This window comes from Enterococcus sp. DIV2449a (assembly GCF_051711225.1).
Classification (GTDB): Bacteria; Bacillota; Bacilli; order Lactobacillales; family Enterococcaceae; genus Enterococcus_D; species Enterococcus_D casseliflavus.
This window is the reverse complement of the sequence record NZ_JBIOME010000001.1, coordinates 1,209,814-1,229,184: the sequence shown is the minus strand read 5'-3', so window position 1 is coordinate 1,229,184 and position 19,371 is coordinate 1,209,814. Positions and strand designations below refer to the sequence as shown.

Annotated in this window: 6 protein-coding genes; 3 read left to right on the top strand and 3 right to left on the bottom strand. The window is 46.0% G+C overall.

Features of this window, described 5'->3' with window-relative positions; genetic code table 11:
* Window positions 1-26: 26 nt before the first annotated feature.
* A complete protein-coding gene (locus tag IGI76_RS05790) occupies window positions 27-9,392 on the bottom strand; it encodes an Ig-like domain-containing protein (RefSeq protein WP_438781207.1) in 9,366 nt (3,121 codons plus the stop codon).
* Between the two features lie 987 nt (window positions 9,393-10,379).
* Here IGI76_RS05790 and IGI76_RS05785 point away from each other — a divergent pair.
* Complete coding sequence (locus tag IGI76_RS05785; RefSeq protein WP_270266552.1) at window positions 10,380-11,834, top strand: LPXTG cell wall anchor domain-containing protein; 1,455 nt, start codon at window positions 10,380-10,382, stop codon at window positions 11,832-11,834.
* Between the two features lie 216 nt (window positions 11,835-12,050).
* Complete coding sequence (locus IGI76_RS05780) at window positions 12,051-12,935, top strand: helix-turn-helix domain-containing protein (RefSeq protein ID WP_142962533.1); 885 nt, start codon at window positions 12,051-12,053, stop codon at window positions 12,933-12,935.
* A 70-nt stretch (window positions 12,936-13,005) separates the two neighbouring features.
* On the opposite strand, the gene IGI76_RS05775 is transcribed toward IGI76_RS05780, so the two are convergent.
* Window positions 13,006-14,568, bottom strand: coding sequence for a polysaccharide deacetylase family protein (locus IGI76_RS05775; RefSeq protein ID WP_270266551.1), 1,563 nt, complete (start codon window positions 14,566-14,568; stop codon window positions 13,006-13,008).
* A 291-nt stretch (window positions 14,569-14,859) separates the two neighbouring features.
* On the opposite strand from IGI76_RS05775, the gene IGI76_RS05770 reads away from it, so the two are divergent.
* Entirely contained in the window at window positions 14,860-15,477 is a 618-nt protein-coding gene (locus IGI76_RS05770) for a CPBP family intramembrane glutamic endopeptidase (protein WP_270266550.1), read from the top strand.
* A 78-nt stretch (window positions 15,478-15,555) separates the two neighbouring features.
* On the opposite strand, the gene IGI76_RS05765 is transcribed toward IGI76_RS05770, so the two are convergent.
* Window positions 15,556-19,158 (bottom strand): MucBP domain-containing protein, encoded by a 3,603-nt coding sequence (locus IGI76_RS05765; protein ID WP_438781203.1) that lies wholly within the window; start codon window positions 19,156-19,158, stop codon window positions 15,556-15,558.
* Window positions 19,159-19,371 lie beyond the last annotated feature (213 nt).

The following is a 19,371-nucleotide window of genomic DNA, read 5'->3' as shown; positions in this document are numbered from 1 at the left end:
ATGTCCACTCCGCTGGTAAAGTCATGCTATTTTTGCTGATCTTTTTTCTTTCTTGCTTTGAAGAACAAGCCGATTCCTCCGACAACGAAGACTGCTGCTCCGATTACTGAAGCGTACCAGGTTCCTTCTGATCCCGTTTTCGGTAAGAATTTACTTCCCCACCAGCTTTGGTTGTTATTGTTGCTGTTCCAGTTATTGTTTCCCCAATTGCCCCAGTTGCCCCAAGCGCCGTTGCTTCCGTCGGTACCATTCGTACCATCAGAACCATTGGTGCCATCCGTGCCATCGCTGCCATCCGTGCCATTGTCACCCGTTGGTACCACGATTGGTGTTGCAGCACTGCGGTATTCTCTGCCACCTGCTGTAACGATCGCCACAACGTTAAGGGTTTCTTCTGGTGAAACATCCTCTGGATCTAATGTGATGCTAAACGCACCATTTCCATTGGTCGTTCCAGTTCCGACAACATCACCTGCTTCATTCAAGATTTCGATCGCCGCATTGGCTGGTCCATTCCCGAAAACTGGATAGCCATCGGTAGGATTGCCAGTGATTGTAGCAACCGGTGCATCAACCGTCAAAGCATCGACTACGGTCGTCGTCGGATCACTTAGGGTTTCGCCATCTGCTAAAGCAAGAACCGTAACGGTTTCACCTTCCGTCGCTTCCGCGGATAGCTCAACACGCCAGTCGCCATTTTGATCGGCGATCGTTGTGATTGGTCCTTCAGCCGCGAAGATGGTCAGGAATCTACTTGTTAACGGATCGCTGATGGTAACGGTGATCGTAGCACCTGGCTCACTCGTTCCGCTGATCGTTGTATCACCAGCTGTAACTGGGTCAATAGTTGGTGTATCTGTCTTGATGATTTCATCATCGACAGGTACGACGATTGGTGTCGCATTACTGCGGTAGTCATCCCCGCCAGCAGTAATGATCGCCACAACCGATAAGTTTTCTTCTGGTGCGACATCCTCACTACTCAATGTGATCGTATAGTCACCATTTTCATCGGTAGTGCCTGTTCCAACAACATCCCCCGCTTCATTCAAAATTTCAATCGCTGCATTGGCAGGACCGTTCCCGGTTACTGGATAGCCTTCTTGGGAATTCCCAGTAATGGATGCTGAAGGTGCGTTGACCGTGATGCCATTAACAACGGTCGTTGCTGGTTCACTGGCGGTTTCTCCTTCGCTTTGCGCCACTGCTGTTACGATTTCATCTCGAGAAACTTCGGCAACGTCCACTGACCAATTTCCTGCTTCATCTGCTTCGGTTTCAACCGCTTCTTCGCCCGTTACCGTCACGGTGACCATCGCTCCCGGTACAGCAGTACCAGTGATAGTCGTGTCACCAGCTGTGACTGGTTCGATGATTGGTGTAGCGGTTTGATCGATCGTATTCTCAACGGGCACTACGATTGGTGTCGCATTACTCCGATAGTCTTTGCCACCAGCGGTGATGATCGCAACGACGTTCAGTGATTCTTCAGGAGACACTGCTTCACCAGAGAGCGTGATCGTGTAGTTGCCATTTTCATCGGTAGTGCCTGATCCAACGACGTCTCCCGCTTCATTCAAGATTTCAATCGCCGCATTTGGTGCTGCCATCCCTGTCACTGGGTAACCATCCTCTGGATTGCCAGTGATGGACGCGGTCGGTGCTGAAACCGTGATGCCATCCACACTCACTGTGATTGGTGCACTAGGATCTTTTTCAGGTGATTGTGCCACAACAGTGACGGTATCACCCTCCGCAACTTCAGGTACCTCGACTGTCCAATTGCCCTCTTCGTCCGTTTCGGTCGTGATCGGTTCATTTTCACCAATCGTTACCGTCACCGTTGAACCTGGTTCGGCAGTCCCGCTGATCGTCGTATCGCCAGCTTTGACTGGATCGATCGTTGGTGTTGCAGTTTGTTGCTCTTCTTGATCCAAAGGTACCACGATCGGTGTCGCGTTACTGCGGTATTCTTTGCCGCCAGCTGTCAGAACTGCAACGACGGTTAAGCTTTCCGCTGGTGCAACAGCTGTTGGTTCAAGAGTGATACTGTAGTTTCCTTCCGCATCTGCAGTTCCTGAACCGACGATTTGTCCATCGCTATTCAAGATTTGTACGGTGGCATTGGCTGGTGCCGTTCCAGTTACTGGATAGCCCTCCGTGCTATTCCCTGTGATAGTTGCACTAGGAGCAGTGACCGTCAACGCACCCACGCCAACTGTGACTGGAGCGCTTGGCTCTTTGTCAGGTGATTGTGCCACAACAGTGACTGCATCGCCTTCAGAAACTTCTGGTACTTCTGCCGTCCAATTGCCTTCGTCATCCGTTTCAGCCGTGATTGGTTCCGCATCTGGTACGGTGATCGTCACGGTTGAACCTGGTTCAGCCGTTCCGCTGATGCTGGTATCCCCCGCCGTGATTGGATCGATCGTTGGTGCAGCTGTCTGATCCACTACCGCATCTGCTGGTACGATGACCGCTGTTGGATTACTGCGATACTCTTTCCCACCAGCTGTAACGATGGCAACGACGTTTAAGGTTTCTTCTGGATCGACAGTTTCAGCAGTTAACTCCACTGTATAGTTGCCGTCTCCATCGGCAGTGCCTGTGCCAACGACTTCATTGGCTGCATTCAAGATCTCGATCGCTGCATTGGCTGGCGCTGTACCAGTCACTGGGTAACCATCCGTGCTGTTGCCGCTGATGGAAGCTGTTGGTGCTGCGACAGTCACTCCTTCAACGATGACAGTGATTGGATCACTTGGGTCTTTGCCGTCACTGTCTGCGACGACTGTGATGGTATCCCCTTCAGACAATTCAGGCACATCGACACTCCAGTTGCCTTCGTCATCTGTTTCGGCGGTCTCTTCTGTGCCATCAGGTAGTGTCACAGTTACAGTTGAGCCAGGTTCGGCCGTTCCGCTAACTGTTTCATCGCCTGCTATGATTGGATCAACCGTTGGTACTGTTGTTTGATTTTCACCCGGTTCAGTTGGCACCATGATCGGTGTCGCTGGACTGCGATAATCTGTACCACCAGCTGTGACCACCGCAACAACCGTCAAGTTTTCTTCAGGAGAGACATCTTCACTAGTCAAATCGATCGTGTAAAGCCCTGCATCATCGGTCGTACCCGTTCCAACTGTCTCGCCAGCTTCATTCAAGATTTCGATGGTCGCATTCGCTGGTCCTGTTCCGGTCACTGGATAGCCATCGGCTGCATTGCCGGTGATAGACGCACTAGGAGCCGCCACCGTTAATGCACCGACTGTGATCGTTGCTGGTGTACTTGGTGTTTCATTTTCTACTTCTGCCACTGCCGTAACAGTCGTCCCTTCGGAAAGCTCTGGCACATCAACTTGCCAATTGCCCTCTTCGTCAACTTCGGCTGAGATTGGGTCTTGCTCACCGACCGTCACGTTGACTATTGCTCCTGGTTCGGCTGTCCCGCTGATTTCTGTCGCGCCAGCCACTGCTGGATTGATCGTTGGTGTCGCCGTTTGATCCGCAGGTACCACGACAGCCGTTGGTTGACTACGGAAGTCATCCCCACCTGCTGAAACGATTGCAATGACACGGACCGTTTCTCCTGCTGATGCCTCTTCACTGGTCAAGGTAACGGTGTAAACACCATTCTCATTGGCCGTCCCTGTGCCAATCACTTGATCATCAGCATTTAAGATTTCGATTGACGCATTAGCTGGTGCTGTACCAGTTACTGGATAGCCATCTGCACTATTGCCAGAAATCGTTGCCGTTGGTGCTGCCACGATCAGCCCTTGCACCGTCACTGTTACTGGTAAACTTTCTGTTTTGCCGTCTGCCAAGGCAGTAACTGTCAAGACATCATCCAGAGAAACCGTCGGCACAGTTGCCGTCCACTCACCTTCGTCATTCGCTGCCACTGTAACAGTATCGCCGTTTGGTAGTTCCACCGTTACATCTGCCCCAGGTTCAGCCGTTCCGCTAACGGTTGTAGCCCCAGCAACCACGGGTGCGACAGTCGGTGCTGCTGTTTGGTCTTCTGCGTTATCTTCTGGCACCACGATAGTAGTTGCTGGACTGCGGTATTCTTGACCGCCAGCAGTTACCACTGCTACCACTCGCAAGTTTTCTGCTGGAGAAACACCTTCTGTCAAGGTGATCGTATACTCACCGTCTCCATTGGCAGTCCCACTGCCCACCACTTCATTGTCATCATTTAAGATTTCAATGGCTGCGTTGGCTGGTGCTGTCCCTGTGACTGGATAGCCGTCAGTACTGTTGCCAGTGATCGTTGCCGTTGGTGCTGCCACGTTCAAGGCACCGACACCGACACTGATTGGTTCACTTGGGTCTTTGCCTTCAGCTTCAGCAACCACTGTGACCGTGTCGACTTCTGAAAGCTCTGGTACGGTGACCGTCCAATTGCCTTCCTCATCCGTTTCGGCAGTCACTGGATCTTCTCCAGGAATCTCCACCGTTACCGTTGAACCAGGTTCGGCCGTTCCTCCGACTGATGTATCCCCTGCTTGCACTGGCTCGATCGTTGGTGTGGTCGTCTGGTCTGCTGGTACCACGATGGAAAGCGGCGCACTGCGGTATTCATCGCCGCCAGCTGTTACCACTGCCACCACCTGAAGTGGTTCTGAAGGATCAACATCACTACTGCTCAAGGTGATGTTGTAGGCACCTTCCTCATTTGCTTCGCCACTGCCGACAACCTCACCGGCTGCATTTAAGATCTCAATCGCTGCATTTGGCGTTGCCGTTCCTGTAACTGGATACCCCTCTGTACTATTGCCGCTGATCGCTGCTGTCGGTGTCGCCACACTGAGTGGATTTACGACGACCGTTGCTGCGTCACTTGGTGTTTCCCCATCAAGGGTCGCTACCACGGAAACTGTTTCACCTTGAGAAACCTCGGGCACCGTTGCCGTCCAATTGCCTTCGTCATCTGCTTCGGCAGTGACTGGCTCTGCGTCACCAATCGTTACCGAAACTGTCGCCCCAGGTTCAGCCGTTCCACTGATCGTAGTGTCGCCGGCTGTCACCGCTTCAATGGTTGGCACTGCGGTTTGATCCAATGGTACTGTGATTGGTGCAGCCGCACTGCGGTAGGCTTGACCACCGGCTGTGACTACCGCCACCACCCGTAAGGTTTCAGCTGGAGACGCATCATCACTCGTCAACGTGATCGTGTATTGGCCTTCGTCATTGGCGGTGCCAGTACCTACGACCTCGTCATCGGCATTCAAGATTTCGATGGCTGCATTGGCTGGTGCCGTTCCCGTTACTGGGTACCCATCGGTACTATTTCCGCTGATCGTCGCGGTTGGTGTAGCGATCGTCAACCCATTGACCCCAACACTGATTGGTGCACTTGGGTCTTTGTCTGGTGCTTGTGCGACCACTGTGACGGTTTCTCCTTCAGAAACTTCAGGAACTTCAACCGTCCAGTTGCCCTCGTCATCGGCTTCACCAGTCACCGGTTCTTCACCTGGGATCGTTACCGTCACCGTAGCGCCTGGTTCGGCAGTCCCACTGATCGTCGTATCCCCGGCGTTGATTGGGTCGATCGTTGGTAATTCTGTTTGTTCAAGCTCATCTGCTGGGACCGTCACTGGTGTGGCAGGACTGCGGTACTCATCCCCGCCAGCTGTTACGATCGCAACGACAGACAAGGTTTCTTCTGGTGCTGCATCGGCTGGTGTGATGGTTACCGTATAGTTTCCATCTCCATCGGCTGTGCCAGTACCAATCACATCGCCTGCTTCATTCAGCACTTCGATCGCTGCATTCGCTGGAGCAGTCCCCGTGATTGGATAGCCATCGGTACTATTGCCGCTGATGATCGCTGTCGGTGCTGCTACGGTCACTCCTGCGACTCCAACGCTGATTGGCGCGCTTGGCTCTTTGCCTTCGGCTTCCGCAACGACCGTAACTGTATCGCCACCAGAGACTGCCGGCACTTCTGCAAGCCAGTTTCCTTCGTCATCCGTTTCAGCCGTTACTGGTTCTTGATCGGTGATCGTCACAGTAACAGTCGACCCTGGTTCTGCCGTTCCGCTAATCGAGGTATCACCTGCTGTGACCGGATCGATCGTTGGTGTCCCTGTTTGTTCGATGTCTGCTGGCACCGTGATTGGCGTGGCATTACTGCGGTAGTCTTGACCGCCTGCTGTCACAACTGCCACTACCTGCAAGGCTTCTTCTGGCGTCACATCGGCTGGATCTAAGGTCACGGTATAAGCACCCGTGTCATCCGCCGTCGTGCTACCAACAACATCGCCTGCTTCATTCAAAATCTCAATGGCCGCATTCGGTGTCGTTGTTCCGCTGACTGGATAGCCATCCGTGCTATTGCCTGTGATGGAAGCGCTCGGTGCACTGACCGTAACACCATCAACGGTCACGGTAATCGGTGCACTTGGATCTTTGCCTTCGGCTTCCGCAACGACTGTTACCGTATCGCCTTCTGATAATTCAGGAACCGTCGCTTCCCAGTTGCCTTCGTCATCGGCTTCTGCCGTGATTGGATCGCCTTCAGGCAGCGTGATCGTCACTGTTGCCCCTGGTTCAGCCGTTCCGCTGATGGTCGTATCTCCAGCTGTTACTGGGTCGATCGTTGGTGTTTCCGTCAAGTTTTCTACATCATCTGCAGGAACTACAAGTGGTGTGCCTGTACTGCGGTAGTCTTCACCACCAGCCGTCACGATCGCTTCCACCCGCAAGTTGTCGCCAGCTGCCACCTCTTGAGGATCAAGAGTGATCGTAAAGTTGCCCTCGTCATCGGCTGTTCCACTACCAACAACATCGCCTGCTTCATTCAAAATTTCAATCGCTGCATTGGCAGTCGCTGTTCCCGTTACTGGATACCCATCTGTGCTATTTCCAGTGATCGTAGCTGTTGGCGCCGCCACGGTTAAACCGTTTACACTCACGGTGATTGGGGCACTCGGGTCTTTGCCCTCAGACTCGGCTACGACCGTCACGGAATCGCCTTCTGACAATTCAGGAACCGTTGTTTCCCAGTTGCCTTCATCATCGGCTTCAGCCGTGATTGGGTCGCCTTCAGGAAGCGTGATCGTTATCGTTGCCCCCGGTTCGGCTGTCCCACTAACGGTCGTATCTCCAGCACTGACTGGATCGATCGTTGGTGTTTCCGTCTGCAGGATATCTGCAGGCACCACAACAGGTGTCGGGTTGCTTCGATAGGTTTCGCCGCCAGCGGTCACAACCGCCGTCACATTCAGGGTTTCTTCCGCGGCAACATCTGCTGGATCTAACGTCACCGTATAAACGCCATTCTCGTTGGCAGTACCTGTTCCAACAATTTCGCCATCTGCATTGGTGATCTCAATGGCCGCATTTGGTGCAGTTGTTCCAGTCACTGGATAGCCTTCTTGACTATTTCCTGTGATTGAAGCCGTCGGAGCATTGACCGTTAAGGCGGACACGGTGGTGCTTGCTGGCTGACTTGGTGTTTGTCCTGCTAGTTCGGCAACAGCTGAAACTGTATCGCCCTCTGACACTTCGTCCACATCAACACGCCAATTGCCCTCTTCATCGGCTTCCGTCACGATCGGATCTGCCCCGTTGACGGTCACAGTAATCGAGGCACCAGGCTCAGCCGTTCCGCTGACGCTTGTATCCCCAGCAGTCACTGGTTGGATCGTTGGTGTTCCTGTTTGTTGCTCGGCATCGTCTGCTGGAACGACGATTGGCGTATTGCCACTGCGGTACGTTTGGCCGCCAGCAGTGACGATTGCAGCAACATTCAAGTTTTCATTTTCTGCTACATCTGCTGGGTTCAATGTGATACTGTAGTTGCCGTTCTCATTTGCCGTCCCAGTGCCAACGACTTCACCCTCGGCATTAGTGATTTCAATGGCTGCATTTGCTGCGGCTGTCCCCGTCACAGGATACCCATCGGTGCTGTTTCCTGTTATCGAAGCCGTTGGGGCATTGACCACTGGAGCCGCTACCGTTGCCGTCGCAGGTTCACTCGCCGATTCCCCATCCGCTTCCGCTACGGCTGTGACTGTAGCGCCTTCCACCAATTCAGGGACCTCCGCCGTCCAATTGCCGTCACCATCTGCGGTTGTGGTAATAGGTGCACCGCCGTTGATCGCCAATGTGATGGCTGCGCCTGGCTCAGCTGTTCCGCTGATCGTCGTTTCCCCTGCTGTCAATGGATTGATCGTTGGTGTATCGGTTTGATCTTCTGGTGTGTCTGGTGCAAACCAAATCGAGTTATTGCCGTCAGCATCCGTAAATAAATCAATGGTGATGAGGTCAAGCTGAGACATCGTTGCTTCGAAGCGAGCTTCGTAAGGAGTGGATGGATTCGCCACACCATTTTCAACCAATTGCGCATAGGTCGGACTGGTAACATTCGTTGGAATCACCACGTTGGTTTGACCTAAAACAGAAGCAGAAGCAACCTGATCTGCTAGATCTGTCGTAGCATTCAAGACATTTTGAGCAGTTTCAACCGTGCCATTTAAAGTCGCTTTGGCGGTATTGACCGTCGTTTGAACCAGTGTATTGATCCCGCTGATCAAGGTACCAATTCCTGGGATGCCGCTGGCACCATCTAGAATACTGACTTGGATCTGTGCCGCTTGTAAATTATCAAGAATTTGATTGATGCGCTGATTGACAACGATAAATAAACCATCATCCACATTGGCAATCAGGGCACGTTCGTTATCGGTTAGTCCAGCTGGAACTTCAAAATTCGCTTGGCCGAATTGTCCAAGTTGATTTAATAAGTCTAACTGGGTAGCAATTTCACTTAAATTGACGGTGATCACTTGGCTGACATCCACGATTGAAGCCGCCGTATACAACGGATTCGGCAAGCCCCCAACGATTGTTGGCGGAATATCCAATGCGTCAGCTAAATTTTGATTGACGATCCCATCCACCGTGCTGATCAAGGTATTGACTGCTGGTGTGACTGTCCCGATCAATGTTTGCAAGGCTGGGAAATTTCCCAATTGTAGTGTCACATTGGTGGAAATCGATGCATTTCCTGCCGGTTGAACCAAACCAGTAAGCCCTTGAGGAACCCCAACAACTGCGACTTTATCCCCATTCAAGACATCAACCGTTACTGCATTTGATCCAGAAATCGAGAAATTGACTTGGTTCGTTGCACCAGGAGTTGCGTAAGGTGCAGACGCACTCGTGCCTGAGTTATTAGACGCTGTGATGTCTGAGAAAAGTTCAGCTGAAACCAAAGCAGCTTCAACCGTCGTTGGTGCCCATAATAAACTTGCTGGCACGACCACGGTACTCGTCAACAACATCCCACTGACAGTTAAATTCGCAATAATATTTTTCTTTGTTCGAACGCGTGTGTTTTTCTTTGAATCCATGAGCTTTTTGTAATTTATGCCTTTCATTCATTCTCCTCCTGTTCGAAATAATTTAACCGACAAAAGATAAAACTGATGATCTCTGGAATGATTCCTGCCCCCTTTTAAACCAGATGAAAATCTATTTCAACCCAACACCCAAAGGCATAGAGAGAAAACAAAAGTTACCGATAGCCCAGCGAAGATTTTTTCGCATGCTTTCTGAAAAACCCAGTGATTTTTGTTCAAATCGTTTCACAGCACATTAGAATGCGCTTGTGAAAACCGAGAGATAAAATAACTAATCGAACACACTGTGTAACAAAATTCTAGCAAATTTATTTCTTTCCAACAAATTATAAACACGATAAATAATTAAAAAAACACTGAAATTAACCTTACATAACATAAAACATTTATTTTATAAACGAGCAAAAATTATTTATATTTCTCTGACAAATAAGTGCATATCTATAAAAAAACTATCATTTTTTATCATAAAATCATTTCATTTTTTATATTTAATCAACATAATGAATACGATTACATTTGTATGCTTATGCATTAAAAACGAGAAAAACGATGATGTTGTTTTTTCTTGTCTTCAACCTCGTTTTTTACCTCTGCAAATAAAAAAACAAAAATATTTAAGCCGTTTTTCACGATATCCCCTAAAATAACTCTTACTAATGATAAAAAGGAATCGAAACGCTCGTAAAAAGTTCTGTGAAAAAAGGAATGAAAATCCCCAATTAAAATTGAGCATGCGCCATCATGAAATAGAATTTCTTCAGATATCATTTGCTTCTTGTTTATCTGTGCTAAATTTTTCAGTAGCTATTTGGTCTTACATTTTGGACCTAAGCATTTATTAGATTCTTTTTGATTATACTTGCTGGTAAGAAGGAAACGCAGCTGCCCAATCGTCTTCTTCTAATATCACATAAGGAGCATAAGAAGATGGATTGGCTAGTAATGATTCTTGTATTGATATGTCTTAGCTTTGTCTGAGAAAGAAATGTAAGGGAGAAGATTATGAAAAAAGAAATAGTAACAAGTTTAGTGACCACTGCAATTTTAGGAACCTTCACTGTTGAAACCTGCTTCGCACAGGAAAAAGATCCATCCTATTTGACCGATCCAACCACCCATCATGTCTTATTAAAAGATGGTGACTATTGGTATGACGAAGGCAAAGCCGTTCCTAAGGAATACGCGGAGCAATTGATTGCAAACGAGCAATTAAGCAAACCTGCACAGGCGCCCGATCCTCATCCGACTTTGCAAGTTCCTTCGCAAAGACAACCAGCATGTGAACCGCAACAGATACCAGCGCTGAAAAAACAAAACGAGCAAACAGTTCCCCTTTCAAAAGAACCATTCCCCGTTCCAGAAATAAAACCTGACAATCCAGAGCAACAAGGATCGACTGAAGAACCCAGAAGAACACCACAAGCCGTACCTCCTGCTGTTCCAAAACCCTCAGGAAAAGTAGAGCAAGAGGTAGTACCTACGAGCGCTCCCTATGCTGTACCTGATGAACCAGCGGTATCTTCAATAAAAAAGAAAGACGATTCTGTCCCGACAAAAGCTCCGATAGCCGTACCTGAGAAAATTCCTGTTCCTTTAGTAACCTTTGATTCCTTAGTGTCGAATAAAGTGCCTTATGCTGTACCTGGTGCTACACCAACTGCGATTAACCAGAATCAGGAATTTCTGGTTCCGACGAAAATTCCGATGGCTGTACCTGAGAAAATTCCTGCTCCTTTAGTAACCTTTGATTCTTTAGTGCCGAATAAAGTGCCTTATGCTGTACCTGGTGCTACACCAACTGCGATCAACCAGAAGCAGGAATTTCTTGTACCGACAAAAGCTCCTATGACCGTACCTGAGAAAAGTCCGACTCCTTTAGTAACCTTTGATTCCTTGATGCCGAATAAAATACCTTATGCTGTACCTGGTGCTACACCAACTGCGATCAACCAGAATCAGGAATTTCTGGTTCCGACGAAAATTCCGATGGCTGTACCTAGTAAGATACCGACACCTTTAAGCCAAACGGAATTCCCGCAACCTGGAATTCCTGTCAATGCTGAACCTAAAGCATTGACGATTGTTCACCCTAACGGAAAAGAACAGATTGCAGCCCTTCCGTCATCTGAAGCAATGAAAACGAAAAATTTGGATAACGGCATTCATAGACAACAGAAAAGCAACACTCCTTCTAGAGTCAAATCGATCAGAAAAAAACTTGTTCAACAAAAACCTAAAGAACCATCTAAGAAAAACTTTGACAATAATGAAGAGCGCGAAAAAACCCGACTAAATCATAAGCAACAGATCAATTCATACACTGCAGCTGACAATCGCTATTTACCCAAAACAGGCGAAGATAGACTTTTATCCTTTTTGATGCAAGCTGTCGGGATAATGGTCATTGGAATTGCTGGTCTACTTTTCTTTCGAAAGAAAGGTCGCCATGAGAAATAAAAAAAACGTGAGAACCCAGCGTTCTCACGTTTTTACATTGGCTTAGTTTATTTTTGTATCTGTCTAACCAACAATCATCACAAAAATTGCCAACTGTTTTCTCATGAAACCGGAAGCGATCTGAAATATAAGACCTTTTTAATTTCTACACTGGACTTGTTTTACTATAATGGGGATACATGATTTCATTAATTCAATGAGAGCGGAGGCTTTCTTATGTATGGCGAAACGATCAGACAAATCCGATTGAAAAAAGGCTTCACCCAAAAAGAAGTCTATGGCACGATTATTTCAAAGTCTTATGCCATCGAATTTGAAAAAGGCAAGCATCAGATTGCTGCCAACCTGCTGTTGCAAATCTTAGAAAATCTATCAATGGATATCGATGAATTTCTCTATATCGCGAATGGCTATCGGCTGGATGAGCAAAACAGCTACAACCATCGGTACACGCAATATTCAAACAAGCACGATATCAACCAGTTACAAATTCTATTACAGGAACTACAACAAACCTCTAGCCGACTGAACAATGTTCGCATCGCAGAGGTCCGCTCACGGATTCGCATGTTGCAATGCTTGGCAGAGCATGGCGTCTATCGGAAACGAGCGGTTTTGGAATGTGATCGTCAAACGATTATCTCCTATCTCGTTGATGTTGAGAGCTGGACGTTACAAGAAATCCAACTATTTGGCAACACCATCGACCTGTTGGACAACGACCATAATTTCCTCTTCTTCAAAAAAGTATCCAAGATGCTCGAATACTACATCGATATGGAAAAAGGTCGGGAAATCTATTGCGCACTACTGATCAATTTGATCGAATATACGCTAAAACACCAGCAATACGATGCGACGGAAGTTCTCGTCGTCCAATTAAAACTTTTGGCGACAGACTACAAAGAATTTTTCCACCAAGCCGTCTGCAAGTTTTTCCAAGGCGTGTTGCTCTTAAGAACCGGTGACAAAAAAGCAGGCAAAAGGATTACCACAAAGATGCTAGCTATCATGCGAGAATTGGATCAAGGTGCCCTTGCCGATGATTTTGCTTTGCTGCTGGATGATGACTACCTCCGAGCATTTGCCTCCTCCGAGTGATAAAGCGGCAACTGCTGCGTTTGTTTAATAAAAAGGAAGTGATGATTGCCATCACTTCCTTTTTCAGCTATTAGCTAACACTGCGTTCATCTGTTGCACCAAAGTATTGATACATTGGTTTTTGGTTGCCATTGAGCAATTGATCGACCGTCACAAATTCATAGCCTTGCGCTTTGAGTGCTTTGATGATACCCGGCACGGCTTGAACAGATTTCGGATGAATATCATGTAGCAAAATAATCGATCCATCGTAAACATTGTTTTGGACGACCTTCAAAATCTTGTTTGGATCTTTTAGCTTCCAATCCTCGGTATCAACACTCCATTGAATGATTGATTTTCCTGCCGCTTGGGCGCTTTGTTGATCGATCGCCCCATATGGCGGGCGCAAATTCTTAGGCAAGACCCCTGTCGCCTGATAGATGGCTTTGTCCGTTTTGGTTATTTCCGCTTTGACCTCCTCTGGCGACAACGCATTTAATTGGGGATGAGAATAGGAGTGACTGGCAATTTCATGCCCTTCCTCATGGACTTTTTTCGCGACTTCAGGGTATCGATCCACCATTTGGCCTAATTCAAAAAACGTTGCCTTCACATCATTGTCTTTCAAGATTTTTAAGAGATCCAATGTCGAAGTATCATTTGGTCCATCATCAAAAGTCAACGCAACATATTTTTTGTTTTCGTCTAACATCGCTTGTCGCTCTTTCAATTGATCCGCATTGACCAGCTCTGGATCAATAAACGGCGCAATCTCTTTGTAAGCCAAAGTGATCTCGGATACGCCTGTTTGATTTTGCGGCAACTGGAGCGTTATTTTTTCAGGATCATAAGTAAACTTTGAATCATAGGTGATTCGGTCCATCCCCAAGACCGCATCAAGGATTTTAGTCGGTTCTTTGGCTTGATCCAAAAGCTTTTGTTGAATCACTTGCTGGATTCCTAGCAAGCTGCCTTCATCTGGAACCAAGTCTTTCAAGGATAATTCATTGCCGGTTTTCTCGGAAATAAAAATTGGATCGGCAACCACGCTATCCGCATCTTCAAACCGCCCAGTCTCCCGATTCCAAACATAGCTGTCCGCTTTTAAGGAATAGGTTGACACTTTTGATGCAACTGCTTGTGCTTGAATCCGAGCGATCGTAACGGTCTCTTTGTCGGCGTGCTTTTTGCATAGCTTGTTCGCCATGGTCGATAATTTCTGACTTGCATCCTTTACCGGGATGGCACTTTCTTCTTTTGGTCGGAAAATCAATTCTTTTTTGTCCCCATCAGACAATGTTTCAAGTTTTGCGGGAATTCCCTCTTTGGCCTGCTCTTCTTGGATGGATGCTAATAGCTTTTGCGCGGCAGCTTCATATTTTTCTCGTGCCAATTCTTCTTGCTGCTTCAAAGTAAAAGCGATATAGCCGCCAGTGGCGATAATGACGATTGTCAACAGCGTCATCAATGAAAAGAGATACTTGCGATGGGCTGGCTTCTTTTTAGAAACTTGACGATTGGCGGTTGGCGTGCGTCTTGTCGTTCCCGTTGTTTGCTTCTGATGTGATTCGACCCTTGAAATAGGTGCTTGTTTTTCAGAAGTCGCTTCTCTATGTTGTGAATTATTTGAATCATTGCTTGATTTCTTCATAAACATTCTCCCTCAAACATAATAACGTAAACAAAATGTAACATAAGCGTAATAATATTTCAACAGTGTTACAGTGATTCTTATAAACTTCTCTTTTTGTTCACAAATTTTGAGAATTGCTCTTAGAAATCCTTTATTCTGCTTTTAATAAAACCAATTCTGCCAAGTATGATATCGTGTTCACTGCTTTTTCTTTTTGTTTAAAAATAATGAGAGATATCTTTTTGTACATTGAAGTTTTTTCTGTTTATAATTCAGCATGTGGCAATTACTATGAAGGATGTGTTCAAAATGAAACACAAATCAGCAGTTTATTTATTCGTTCTTACCTTAATCATTGGGTTAACCTATCAATTACTTCCATATACTCCACTAAACGATTCCGTGTTATCGATCGTCGGTACCATCTGGAACCTGGTCTTCGCATTTAGCGCAGGGTATTTTCTCTTACGAACGACCTTTTTGGAGCAGTTCAAACATTTTGGTTTCACCGTTTTATTGTGGGGTATCCCTTTCGTCATTTTGACTGGCGTGTTCTTTTCCTTTATTTATGCCGCTATTTTTGGACAACCAACAACCAACTCGATCAGCGAAACCATCACTGTCCAAATGGTCTTTTTGCAAGTCCCCTTTATGCTGATGGGAGAAGAATTGCTTAGTACCAACCTCTTGTTGGCGTTGCAGAAAAGAGGCCTTTCTTTTGCCTGGTCATCCATCATTTGCAGTGTGCTGTTCGCTTTATGGCACATCCCAGCGTACGGCTTTCATCCAGCTCAATTATTGATCACCTTGATGCCTGCCAGATTGGCACTCAACTACGTTTGGAAAAAATCCAATAGCGTATGGGTCAGCTGGATTTGCCATTTTCTCTATGACTCTCTGGGATTCATTTCATTTTTAGGTAAATAAGCAACAAAAAGGACAGCTGAAGCCTAGCTGTCCTTTTTGATAGTTAGTAATGCCTTTACCCAAAGGCTTACTTGATCACTATTTACGCTTTCTGAAATAAAGCCAGCTTGCCGTGGCGATAAAGCACAAACCAACTACAAATGGGAACAACGTCCCCTGTTCATCGGTCTGCGGCAATCTTTGTGCAGAAGCGCTTTTTTTCGAAGTAACAGTCGCCGTTGGTTCTTTTTTATCAGAAATAACGACGGTTGCTGCATTTTCTTTTGTATAAACATACGTCACAGTTGCCTCTTCCTTACCGAATGTACCTTTGGCATTTTGCGGCAGCCGACTTTCGTCTAATATGTAGCCTTCGATTGTTAGCTGATATTTTTTTGTGCTGGCATCGTAAGACTCGCCCACGTTTCCACTAATTGTTTGTGAAGCGTGAATTTCTTTAGCTTCCGTATCCACGTACTCCACAGTGACATCCGTTGCTGGTATCGGATTTTTTGTGTAGATATACGTTACTGTTTGCGTTGTTTCGCTAAATATTCCTTTACTATTTTCTGGCAATTGGCTTTCGTCTAGTGTATAGCCATGGATTTTTAGTTGGTATTGATCTGTGCTTGCATCATAAGACTCGCCTACGTTTCCATTGATCTTTTGCGAAGAGCGAATTTCGTTGCCTTCTGTATCCACGTACTCGACCGTTATATCTGCTGCTGGTACGGGATTTTTTGTGTAGATATAAGTGACTGTTTGTACCGTTTCTCCAAACACACCCTTATTGTTTTCTGGTAATTGGGTTTTATCTAAGGTGTAGCCTTCGATTGTTAGTTGATATTTTTCTGTGCTAGCATCGTAAGAGTCGCCTACGTTTCCACTAATCGTTTGTGAAGCGTGAATTTCGTTGCCTTCTGTATCTGCGTACTCGACCGTTACGTCAGCTGCGGGGATCGGATTTTTTGTATAGATGTAAGTGATGGTTTGTGCTGTTTCACTAAACACACCTTTAAGATTTTCTGGTAATTGGCTTTCATCCAATGTGTAGCCTTCGATTGCTAGTTGATATGTTTCTGTACTAGCATCATAAGAGTCGCCTACGTTTCCACTGATCGTTTGGCTAGCGTGAATCTCGTTGCCTTCTGTATCCACATACTCGACCGTTACATCCGCTGCTGGTATCGGATTTTTTGTGTAGATATAGGTGACGGTTTGTGCCGTTTCGCTAAATACGCCTTTACTATTTTCTGGCAATTGGCTTTCGTCTAAGGTGTAATCTTCGATTGTAAGCTGATATTTTTCTGTACTTGCATCATAAGAGTCGCCCACGTTTCCACTGATCGTTTGTGAAGCGTGAATTTCTTCGCCTTCTGTATCCACATATTTGACCGTTATATCTGCTGCGGGTACGGGATTTTTTGTGTAAATGTAGGTAACGGTTTGCGCTGTTTCTCCAAACACACCCTTACTATTTTCTGGCAATTGGCTTTCATCCAATGTATAGCCATCGATTTTTAGTTTATATTGATCTGTACTAGCATCGAAAGTGTCGCCCACATTACCGCTAATCGTTTGAGAGGAGTGTATTTCGTTGCCTTCTGTATCCACATATTCAACAGTTACATCCGCTGCGGGTATCGGATTTTTTTTGTAGATGTAGGTGACTGTTTGCGCTGTTTCGCCAAATACACCCTTACTGTTTTCTGGTAATTGGCTTTCGTCTAAAGTGTAGCCTTCAATCACTAATTGATAGTTCTTCGTGCTGACATCGTATGGTTCGCCTACGTTTCCACTTATAATTTGAGAAGGATGAATTTCGTTGCCTTCTGTATCTACGTACTCGACTGTTATATCCGCTGCTGGTATCGGATTTTTTGTGTAGATATAGGTGACGGTTTGTGCTGTTTCGCTAAATACACCTTTACTATTTTCTGGTAATTGGCTTTCGTCTAGTGTATAGCCATCGATTTTTAGTTGGTATTGTTCTGTGCTAGCATCATATGAATCACCCACATTACCGCTAATCGTTTGGCTAGCGTGTATTTCGTTGCCTTCTGTATCCAAATACTCAATCGTTACATCCGCAGCTTGTATCGGATTTTTTGTGTAAATGTAGGTGACTGTTTGCGCTGTTTCGCTAAATACGCCTTTACTATTTTCTGGTAATTGGCTTTCGTCTAGTGTATAGCCATCGATTGATAGTTTATATTGATCTGTGCTTGCATCGTAAGAGTCGCCAACATTCCCGCTAATCGTTTGGCTAGCGTGGATTTCGTTGCCTTCTAAATCCACGTATTCCACTACTATATCAGCTGCGGGTATCGGATTTTTCGTGTAGATGTAGGTGACTGTTTGCGCTGTTTCGCTAAACACACCTTTATGATTTTCTGGTAATTGGCTTTCGTCTAAAGTGTAGCCATCGATCGATAGTTTATATTGATCTGTGCTTGCATCGAAAGAGTCGCCCACATTGCCGCTAATCGTTTGAGAGGAGTGTATTTCTTTGCCTTCTGTATCCACATATTCAACAGTTACATCCGCAGCTTGTATCGGATTTTTTGTGTAAATGTAGGTGATGATTTGTGCTGTTTCACTAAATACGCCAGTACTGTTTTCTGGTAATTGGCTTTCTTCTAGGGTGTAACCGTCAATTGATAACTTATACTCATTCGTATTAGCATCATATGAAGCACCAATGGTACCAGATAAAGTCTTCGTTTCATGGATTTCTTGCCCTTGAGTATCAAGATATCTGACAGTTACCTCTCCCACCTGCTCCGGATCAACAATGACATTGACTACATGGGTTGTATATACACTATATGAAGCTTGTCTAGCCATAAAAATTGCTACGTAAGTCCCCGGTTTGCTTGGATCAACATTTGTATAGTAAGGAATGATCTGTGAATCAGAAATACTTTTTTCTATGTTGCCGCTAAAATTTAACTTAAACGCCTCGATCCCTAATGCCTGTGTTGAGAAATCGAAGGTACTGTTTACAGGAATATGAATCGTATCGGGGCTATCTCCAAAAGCATACTCGCCTACAATTTGACGCTCATAAAGTGCCAATGTTTTGGTTTCTCCTGCTTGCAAATTGATAGAATTTCCAATCGATGTAAATGCGTAGTTCAATCTTTGATTCGTTGTACCCACTTGCTTAATAAAGTAGCCCCCTGAAGGAACCTGAATCGTTACCTTTCCTGAACTGTCCGTGACTAACAACGTCACTTCACCAGATGTCGAGGAGGTCAATGTGAAATAAGCGCCTTGGATTGGCTGGTTTGAATTACTATCTAAAACTTGAACCGTCAGTTGCGCATTGGTAGCTCTTGCAGACAATGCATTAACAGAAGATGGTACATTATCTAGATGGCTTGCAGCATATTCATCCTTATTTCCTGATCCAGTAATGGCTTCTTCACTGTCACTACTTGCTTGTGTTTGCTCATTCTTAGCATCCACGCGCGCTGAGGTCGTTGTTGTTAGCGTAGGATTTTCTACTTGAAAGGTAGCTTGTCCAGCATCCGCAGAAGCATTCGTATCATCAGATTGTACAGTTTTCACTTCTTCCTGATCCACCTGCGGAGATTCTGAAAACACTTGGCTTTCCGCCACTACCTGAAATGCTGGTGTTACCACCGCAGCACTTAATAAGATTACTAAAGATAGAATATATTTAAACTTCTTTTTCACAAACTTTCACCTTAACCTTCTTTTTCAAAATTAAAACCTTTTTATCCAAACTTTTTTCACGTCTAAAAATCATTATAATTTATTAATTTTTAATTTACAAACAATTTTTTATTTAGCGTATAATCCACTCCTATCAAAAATTTTTTATGCGGACACATGAAATACCATTGAGCGTATGTATACTTAATTCACTTGTCATCGCATTGCATCACC

Coding starts and splice junctions, on each gene's coding strand:
- IGI76_RS05790 (WP_438781207.1), bottom strand. CDS start 9,392: ATGAAAGGCATAAATTACAAAAAGCTCATGGATTCAAAGAAAAACACA.
- IGI76_RS05775 (WP_270266551.1), bottom strand. CDS start 14,568: ATGAAGAAATCAAGCAATGATTCAAATAATTCACAACATAGAGAAGCG.
- IGI76_RS05770 (WP_270266550.1), top strand. CDS start 14,860: ATGAAACACAAATCAGCAGTTTATTTATTCGTTCTTACCTTAATCATT.
- IGI76_RS05785 (WP_270266552.1), top strand. CDS start 10,380: ATGAAAAAAGAAATAGTAACAAGTTTAGTGACCACTGCAATTTTAGGA.
- IGI76_RS05780 (WP_142962533.1), top strand. CDS start 12,051: ATGTATGGCGAAACGATCAGACAAATCCGATTGAAAAAAGGCTTCACC.